General features: G+C 37.3%; 3 protein-coding genes and 1 pseudogene. All 4 read left to right on the top strand.

Annotated features, from left to right (window positions below; genetic code table 11):
* Positions 1-434 precede the first annotated feature (434 nt).
* Positions 435-3,965, top strand: coding sequence for an autotransporter outer membrane beta-barrel domain-containing protein (locus tag ACFINH_RS07530; protein ID WP_375632555.1), 3,531 nt, complete (start codon positions 435-437; stop codon positions 3,963-3,965).
* 538 nt (positions 3,966-4,503) lie between these two features.
* A complete protein-coding gene (locus tag ACFINH_RS07535) occupies positions 4,504-4,632 on the top strand; it encodes a hypothetical protein (RefSeq protein WP_375610851.1) in 129 nt (42 codons plus the stop codon).
* Between the two features lie 28 nt (positions 4,633-4,660).
* A pseudogene (locus ACFINH_RS07540) lies at positions 4,661-5,386 on the top strand (autotransporter outer membrane beta-barrel domain-containing protein); the annotation flags it as partial.
* 172 nt (positions 5,387-5,558) lie between these two features.
* The coding region (locus tag ACFINH_RS07545) for an autotransporter outer membrane beta-barrel domain-containing protein (protein ID WP_375632556.1) at positions 5,559-7,999 on the top strand (2,441 nt) is incomplete at its 3' end.

Here is a 7,999-nt window from a genome sequence, read left to right on the forward strand (position 1 = left end):
TTGAGGTAAGTTGTTTAAAAAACCACAAGCTATGCTTGTGGTTTTTTATTATTTGTTTGCAACTTTTTAAATAAGTTTTTTAAAAAAATGTTTTTTTGCATGAGCAAGTTTGTTTCTTTTTAGAAACGAGATAAGGCTTTCTGGTTTGCAGTTTTTGCTTCTTATGCTGTTTTTCTTCTTTGAGTTTATTTTTATTAAATTCTCTTGAAATCACTGCTTTGGGGTGGAATTTTTATTTCTATCTATATTTTTACGCGTTTTTATAAATAATACAATTTTAAATTGTGATATTTTGGGATTCTGGCTTTACATAAAACATAGGGTGGATATATAAAACACAAAACGTATTTTAAATTATCACGCGCAACCAAAGTTATTAAACAGAACGCGTGTTTTTTGTTTTTAGAGAAGGGGAAGAAAGTTTGTAGAAAATTATGTTTAAAAATCATCTCTCTTTATATCATTTTACAACGGTTATTTTTTTCTTTGTATACAATACTGATGCAGGTGAGATTTCTTCTGAGAAGAAGCCATATTCATGTAACGAAAGTGCCTCATTTTATCGCTGTAATGATGGTAAAACGCATGAAATTACCAAGAAAACTTATCAACTTACGGGTGAAAGTTCTTATGTTGCCATAGAGGCATCAGGGAAAAATACAGTCATTGAGGGAGAGGCTATAATCATTAACGGTGTTTCGAATGCACATGGACATTCAGAAACAAACGCTTGGACAACAGCTGTAAAGTCCTCAAATGGGGGAGGCGTTGCTCTATTTGATTCCATGTTAAATAACGTGTCGATAGGGGCCGATATTAATGATGAGGGAGCTTTTGAAATGCAGGATGGGGTGATTAAAGCAACCAGAATGGGGATCAGTGTTGGGGGTAAAGGGTCGTTTGTTTCTTTGACCAAGACAGAGATTAAGACATCTTCTGATGCGATAGGTCTTTTGAGTCATAATGGTGCAAAAATTTATATGAAAGGAGGAAAAATTGATTTTGCTGATGGTATTGGTGTTCAAACAGGAGGAGATGGAGAAATTAATTTAGAGGGCGTTTCTATTACTGGGAGGGGGAAACAGGGAACAAATACAGATAATCATCGTGAAGGTTCTGCTTTTAGTATGCTTCAGGGGAAAGGCTCTCTTAATTTCCAGAAGGGAAACGTTAATGTCGACAATGTTCATGGCATTGTAGTGCAGGGGAATAACCATAATGCTGCTCATATAAAATATTCCAATGTTTTTGTGAGAGGGAATGGATTTAATGGTATGCACTTTTTTTGGGAAGCTGTCTTAAATGATAAAAAAACAATTATACCTGGAAAAGGGACTGTCCATGTGACAAAGACAACTTTTATGGCTCCAGAAAGTACGGCTATTTATAGTCGCGAATTCGAAAGTTCTGTTAAACTCTCACAACATTCAAAAATTTCTGGAGATTCACTTCTGAAAGCTGTTGAGCGTTCTAATGTAAAGATTGAGGCTGATGCTTCTACCCTTGTAGGAGGCGCACATGTTGATGAAAGTTCTACAGCTAAGATAGATTTAAAAAATGGTTCAAAGTGGATTTTATCGCGACCAAAATATGACAAATTGCAAAATTCTGATGCTTATGGTTCTAATTTAGGGGACTATTCCTTCATTTCATCGGTTAATCTTACGGATAGTTCTCTTGTTTTTGAAGAATTAAAATCTAAAAAAACAAATGGTTATCAGACACTTCTCATTGGAAAAGGATCTGGGACTGTCTATAAAGCGCACGGTGATGTGAATCTTTATCTTAATGCATATTTGGATAAAGGCGGAGCTCTGCAAGAGCAAAAAACTGACCGGCTTTTAATCAATGGTGATCTTGAAGGGAAAACAACAGTTCATGTGTATAGTGTTCCTGGAAGCTCAGGGGCATTGACGGGAGATGGTGGTAATAATCAGGGGATTTCCATTATTCAGGTTTATGGAAAAGCCATGGAAGATTCTTTTCAGTTAAAGGGGGGGTATGTCACACTTGAAGCCTCCCCCTATCAGTATCATCTTAAGAGTTATGGTCCAGGCTCTGCTTTAGGGGCGGCAGATTCCAATCAAAGAGTGCTTAAAAACTCTGGAACATTTTGGGATTTCCGACTTGAAAGTCAATTTGTTGATTCCACTAAAGTTTTTCCTGTTCTTGATTTGGTTGTCCCCCCTTCTTCTGATGATATTCCTTCTTTTCCTAAAATTCATCCTAATATTACTGGAGGTGAGGATGGTTCTATTGATTCTAACTCTCAGCAAAAGTCTCAGGAGCCAAGTCTTTCTTCTCCTGTAGATTCTCCTGATAGGGATTCCCATCTTACGACCACACCTAATGTATCTGATGTTTTTGTACTTGAGATCCCCAATCCTCTTTCCTCTCTTGCACCTGTTGTTCCCGCTATTGCTGAATCTAATCCAGTTTCTCCACCTGCATCTGGTTCACCTGTTCCGCCGCATGTTTCACCCACTCCTTCTGTTGTTTCCCCAGTTGCATCTGGTTCTTCTGTTCCGTCATCTGTTTCATCCACTCCTTCTGTTGTTTCCCCAGTTGCATCTGGTTCTTCTGTTCCGTCATCTGTTTCATCCACTCCTTCTGTTGTTTCCCCAGTTGCATCTGGTTCACTTGTTCCGCCGCATGTTTCACCCACTCCTTCTGTTGTTTCCCCAGTTGCATCTGGTTCACTTGTTCCGCCGCATGTTTCACCCACTCCTTCTGTTGTTTCCCCAGTTGCATCTGGTTCTTCTGTTCCGTCATCTGTTTCATCCACTCCTTCTGTTGTTTCCCCAGTTGCATCTGGTTCACTTGTTCCGCCGCATGTTTCACCCACTCCTTCTGTTGTTTCCCCAGTTGCATCTGGTTCACTTGTTCCGCCATCTGTTTCACCCACTCCTTTTGTTGTTACTCCACCTGCGTCTGGTTCTTCTGTTCCGTCATCTGTTTTTGAGTCTTCTTCTCATTTTGAGCCAAATGTGAGAGTCGTTGTTCCACAGGTTTTGACTTATATTCTTGTGCCAAATACCTTATTTTATGCTGGATTGATGGATATCAGTAATCAAAGCAAGCAGTTGCAAGCGCTGCGAGCTGTTCCTGGTCGGTTGTTGAAAAATGATGAAAATCCCGCTTTGTTTTTGCGCGGTTACGGTGGACATCATCATTATACTTCAAATTTGTCTGCATTTAAATATGGTGATTATGGCGGTGAGCTTGATTATAATGCACTAGAGGCAGGTATTTTACTCAAGAAAATCGAAAGTGCATACAGTACGACATCTTTTGGGATTATGGGAAATTATGGCAAGCTTTCTTTGCAGCCTCGAAAGGTTAAACAAAGTCAAGAAAGTATATTTGATAAATGGACAATCACAGCATATGGAAGCATGCAGCATGATACGGGTCTCTATATGGATGGTCTCTTCTCTTATGGTTTGTTTAATGGAAATGTTCTCACACTTGAGCGAGGTAAAACGGCTGCATTGAGAGGGAAGCCCTTAAGTGTTTCTTTAATTGCTGGTAAAACGTTTATGATAGGCAGCCGATATTTTATTTTTGAACCACAGGTTCAGTTTGTTTATCAAAATCTCCAGTTTCATAAGACTCGTGATATTGATAATTTTAATATTGATATGCGAAGTCCAGATCATTGGGGGATGCGTATTGGTGGGTATTTAACGAAGACACTTACATTTACTAAAGATAAAGATGCACATGTTCTCTCATTCTATGGTAAGCTTCATTTCATTCGTAGTTTTGATGATAAACAATTTGTATATTTTAAAGATGCCTTCCAGCTTGGTTCCTTTGGGACTTCTTTAGAAGCTGGATTTGGTGTTTTTTCGCAATTATCTCCCAAAATTATTTTTCATAGCGATCTGATTTATCAGCATAAATTTACGAGTGACGGCTTTTCCGGAACGCATTTTTCTGGTGGATTAAGTTATCATTTTTAATTGTATTTTTCTTTAATACATCTTTTGTGAAAGATATAAGCACAAAACATGGTTTTGTTGTGTTGTTTTTCTGATTTTTGACTTTACATATAATACAAAACAAATTATATGTAGCGGTACATAATAAGAATAATAAGTAGATGAACCAGGTGTGTCTTTTCAGTTTTTTATGAATAAAATAAAGGAAGTTTAGACTAAATTATGATTAAAGTACTAAAACGCCATGTGTGTGTTCTCTTACGACCTCTATTTCTTTCTTCGCGCACAATATAGATGTGAGTGGAGAAGATTATAACCCCTCGTGTAATTCTCTTTTTAAGTCGTATTCGTGTGATACAGTTGATGCTTCTCGTACTTTTGGAAGTCGTAATAAGTTATATATGAGTGGATTGGATAGGAGGACTACAGGTGTTATTTTTACAATACGAACTCATAACATAGTTATTAAGCCGCAAAAAAGTAAAGGGGAAAAAGGCTTTCAGGAACTGATGGAATTTTAGAATTAAAGAGATCTGAGAAGATTATATCAGCAGTGGTTGTGTCAAAAGATAATAAAACTTCTTTTAAAAAGAGTTCTATTACAGGAAATGGCGAAAAGAAAAGTGGTAGAAATGCTACGTTATCTCAATCTGTGTTTGGTGTGAAACAGGGTGGTTCTTTCCTTTGATGAAGGTAAGATTCAGGTTTCTGATGTTCATGGTATAGAGGCAAGTGTCTTGCTCAATGCGATTGAGGATACACATCACACTTTGAGCTTTGGAATAATGGAGAATAATGGAAAAAAACTCTCTACAACCTCAAGATGTTAAAGAAAGCAAAAAAGTACATTTGATAAATGGTCTATTACAGTATATGGCAGCATGCAGCATGATACAGGCTTTTATATAGATGTCCTTTTTTCCTATGGTTTATTTAAAGGGGATGTTCTCACGCAAGCAAGAGGCAAGACAGCAACATTGAAGGAAACACCTTTGAGTGCTTCATTGATTGCGGGCAAGTCATTTATGACAGGGCATAAAGGGGTTATTTTTGATCCGCAGGTTTAGGTTATTTATCAAAATGTGCGGTTTGATAAGGCGTCTGATATTGATGGTTTTGATATTGAGATGGGAAAACTTGATTTATGGGTGATGCGTGTTGGTGGTCTTTAAGAAAGATGCTTGCTGCTTCTGAAGAGGCTCTTGTTGTTTCTTTCAATTGCAAGCTGAAGCTTGCCATTAGTTTTAGAGGAAAACAACGTGTGCGGTTTGGAGATGAATTCCAATAAGGGCTTTTGGCTCTTTTCTAGAAACTGGAATGGGATTGAAGGCTCAGTTGTCTTCAAACTTTGCTTTGCATGGAGATGTAACTTATCAGCATTGCCTTAGAAAAGGTGGTTTTCAGGGATTATTTTTTCAGGCGGTTTATACTATCGTTTTTAGGTGCCTATGAAATATAGAGTAATTTTTACATAAGTTATAGAGTGTTTTATGAAGTATAAAGTGATTATTTAAGTTTTATACTTGCTATTGTTAGTGTGTTTAACTTAATGTTATGGGGAATATTTTTTATTTTTAACTAACAGGGGGAGAAAGGCAAATTGGGAATAAAGTTATGGTTAATGTATTAAGCGGGTATAGATTTTTATTTATTACAACGGCTATTGTTTCTTTTTTGCCAATCGTGAGTGTTAATGCGAATCCTAATAATTTAGGAACTTCCTGTAATGTATCAGAGAGTTTTTTTACATATAGCGATAGTAAAAAACATACGATAAGTAATAAAAATTATACTCCTTCTGTCTCTTCTCTAGATGATTTTGTTGCTGTCTTCTCTATAGAAAAAGAGGGAACTGTTTTAAATTTATTAGAGACAAATATTATCTCGCATAGGCCAAAGCAGATGTTTTTATATAGTGCATCTGTAAAAGATGATGGCAAGCTTGTTCTAACCAATTCAAATATTAAGGATATGTCCGGTTTTCGTGTTCAGAATGGGCAAGTTGTGATGAATAGAGGGAAGATTGAAGGTAGTTTGCAAGCTGTATGTGCAGAAGGAAAAAAAACCGATATTGCTTTAGTGAGCGTAAATATTGATATTGTATCAGATAATTTGAATGCAAAAGGGATTGGATTTGTTAGTAGTTCTGATGCATTCATTAGGATGTCAGGCAGTACTATTACTTTTAATGAGATTGGTGCGTTTTCAACACAATTTGGGGGAAAATATCTTATTGATACAACCAATATTCAGGGAAAAGGTAAGAAACACACGATTGTAGTTGATAATGAAAGTATTGATGAATTTCCAAGAGCTTTTGACATATCACAGGGTGGTAATGTTCAATTACGTGGTGATTTTATTCAGCTCACTGATATGCATGGCTTCTTGATTACGAATTTTGCAGGTTATGCAGATGCTGAAGGTAAATTGGTTCAAGAATACGCTTCATCAAATGAGTTTAAAAAGACAAATATTAAGATTGAAGGTACAGAAATTTCTGTTCAGGGTGAGGGAGTATACGGTCTGTATTTTTATGGATTAGGCCCAGATGTATGGGGTGATATGTTTAAGGTAGGGAGTGAAAAACTTTCAAAAGTAGAAAAAATTGTTTGGGGTGAAGCATCTTTGCATTTGTCACAGACAACTTTTTCAGTTCCCGATGGTATTGCCATTTATAGTACGGGAGATGATATTTATGGAGCTGAAGCTACCATTGAATTAACAGAAAGGACAAAGATCTCTGGTGATTTATTGTTAAAGGCTCAAAATAATTCTTCTCTATTGGTGAAAGCAAAGGATTCTATCCTTACAGGGGGTATTCGTGTTGAGGATGCATCAACTGTTCACTTAGAATTAACAAATGGCTCTGCATGGTATCTCACCAAAAGGAAACATACAGATTTGCAGGAATCTCTTCCTGTAGATTCATTACTTTCGTCTATAAGCATTTCTGATAGCACAATTTTTTTTGATAAATTTATATCTCAAGATTATCAAACGCTATATATTGGAAAAGTATATATTGAGAAAGGAAGTAGTCTAAATGACATAAATCCAATAGAGGGGATACAATATGATAAAGAAGCCTATAATGCAAAGGGAAATGTGCAGATTAAGATGAGTGCGTTTGTGAATAATGACGGCTCGTTTAATCCTCAAAAAACTGATCGTATTTTGATCTACGGGAATGTTTTGGGAAGTACACTGCTCATGATGGAGAAATTTTCCAAAACCTTAGAAGGAGAAGCTGGCAATAAAGGAAGTCAAAGTATTTCACTTGTTCAAGTTGCTGGGACAGCAGAGGAAAGTTCTTTTAAGTTAGCCAATAGTTATACTACGGTGAATGGATTTCCTTATCAATATAAACTTCGTGTCTATGGTCCAAGTTCTTCTTCTGGAAATGCAGATCCAAAGAATAGATTGGTTGTTGGAGAAGGGGATTTTTGGGATTTTCGTCTCGAAAGTGTTTACATTGGTCCTGAATTAGATTCTTCTGAAACTGCTTCTAAGCCAACATCTACAGTTTTACCTCCTCAATCTGAAGAAGAGACGGTTCCTTCTAAACGACCAACAGAGACTATTTCACCTGAACAACCCCCTTCTGTTGAGCCTCCACTTATACCATCTACACCTTCTTTGCCTGAAGGATCTGAACCGTCTGAAACATTTATCCCTACGGATTCGACGCTGACTCCTTCTGCACCAGTTCCGTCTGAGCCTCCCTCTGTACCAACAGTTCCGGAGGCTCCTTCTGCTGTGCAACCTATGCCTGCACCGTTTGTTCCAGTGGAAGATTCTACTAATGATGTTCTGCCATCTGAGCCCTCTGCTCCGGAGGACACTTCATCTCTGGATACTGTTTCTCCTCCTTCTGTCCCTGTCGAACCAAAGCCTTCTCAGTCCTCTGATCCTTTAGATCCTTCATCTAATCTCTCTATACCGCTTGATGTTCAGTCTAATCTCCAAATTAGAGCTGTTGTTCCACAGGTTCCAACTTATCTTCTTTTGCCAAATGCCTTATTTCATGCTGGTTTAGTGGATATGACCACGCA

The sequence above is a fragment of the Bartonella sp. AA74HLJMH genome (assembly GCF_042197045.1).
Taxonomy (GTDB): domain Bacteria; phylum Pseudomonadota; class Alphaproteobacteria; order Rhizobiales; family Rhizobiaceae; genus Bartonella.

What these genes read in the sequence shown, in the direction of transcription:
- ACFINH_RS07530 (WP_375632555.1), top strand. Translation starts at nt 435, where the DNA reads ATGTTTAAAAATCATCTCTCTTTATATCATTTTACAACGGTTATTTTT.